Origin of the sequence: Paraburkholderia sp. J41, from assembly GCF_905220235.1 — a bacterium.
Lineage (GTDB): Bacteria > Pseudomonadota > Gammaproteobacteria > Burkholderiales > Burkholderiaceae > Paraburkholderia.
In genome coordinates this window covers 1-1,371 of record NZ_CAJMZE010000083.1, presented here as the reverse complement: position 1 = coordinate 1,371, position 1,371 = coordinate 1, and the positions used below count along the sequence as shown (strand labels likewise).

Sequence of the window (1,371 nt, the reverse complement as noted above, 5' to 3'; positions counted from 1 at the left end):
CCTGCCGAGCTTGCGGTGCCGGGCACTTCCAGAAAGTACGCCTGCCTCCCCGGAATATCCTGCAATGCCGTCTGCAATTGCGCCATAGGCGTCGCCTCCCTGCTGTTGACGTGGAGACACGGCCCGCATGGATGGGCAGCAAAGAAAGGACGAGCCGTGGTGATGCCCTTTTACAGGCTATCTCTCCCTTATACCTGCCGCTATTTGTCAGAGCAATGGTTCGGAGCCCTTCGAAATGTCATTTCTTGTCAGGGAACAAAAGCTCTTCGTGCGCTGTCCTCAGTTGAAATGCAAGTAACAGTCAAAGGTGTTTCGTCACCCGCCAGGTCGCCAACGCACATTCTTTTGAGACTGCTGAACGGCTTTTCGTTGACGGGCTTTTATCGTGCTGTCGTCACGCTATCGGGAAATACTGGGATCTGTAGCCTGTTCACCGCGTGCGCGCAGTTTGCGCACGACCACCCACCGCCGAGAGGCTACGACCACCGACTCTGCACTTTCTTCAGGCGCGCAGAGGCCCGGGACGCTGCAACCGAACGACCAGACGATGCGGACGCAACGACGGTGGCGAGCCGCTCCCGCGCGGGCAGCATGCCGCAGTCAGGTGAGGCATCCTACGTCGAAGTTCCAGGGACGCCGGACGGCCAGTGAAGAACGCTATAACGGTGGCGCGCTGACGGCTGCCCATTGCAGGCTGCCGCTTGGCACCTAGGTGCACGTCACGGCGCTTGCGACCTGAAAGGTCAGTCGTCGTGCGCATCGACGATCGTGGGCCGCTCGTCAGGGGGCGGATTATCGATTTCTCGTGGGCGACGGCGCTGAATTTGCCTCATGCGCGTTCGAGACAGGTGCGGATCGAGCGCTTTGGAAAGACGACGCTCGCCCGCTACGGGTCCGAAGGATTGGCGGCCTGAAGACGCGTTGTTTGGAATGAATGAGGCCGGTCACGCTTCGTGGCAAAAAGATGGATGACCTAAATTTCCTTGACACTTTTTACCCAAGCGACAGGGGATAATCCGGACGCGCCATGAGCCTTTTTTGGCTCGACGGTACGCAATCGTAATCAACGTGAAGAACAACACCATGAAGAAAATCTCCTTTGCGCTGCTCGCTTCGCTGTTCGTGGCAGCCGCGGCATCGGCACAGACGCCGGAAAACGGCATCGTCACGACCCACGACGCCAATGTGGTTTCGCAGATCGAGCAACATGCACGGGACGCCCAGGCGCAGCCGCAGGTCGTCGAACAGGACGCGCACGCGGTCCCGGACAGTGCCCCGCACAAGCGCACTCACCCTCACCACCACCACAAGAAGCATCCGGCAAAGCCGGCACAAGCCCCGGCCGGCGAGTAAGCGCCACGGCTTGCCCTG

Annotated in this window: 2 protein-coding genes; both read left to right on the top strand. The window is 60.0% G+C overall.

All coding sequences use genetic code 11. The features are described 5' to 3' along the window. Positions 1–752 precede the first annotated feature (752 nt). Positions 753–914 (top strand): hypothetical protein, encoded by a 162-nt coding sequence (locus U5805_RS31505; protein WP_322107396.1) that lies wholly within the window; start codon positions 753–755, stop codon positions 912–914. 154 nt (positions 915–1,068) lie between these two features. Further along, a complete protein-coding gene (locus tag U5805_RS31500; RefSeq protein WP_322107395.1) occupies positions 1,069–1,353 on the top strand; it encodes a hypothetical protein in 285 nt (94 codons plus the stop codon). The last annotated feature ends 18 nt before the right edge of the window (positions 1,354–1,371 follow it).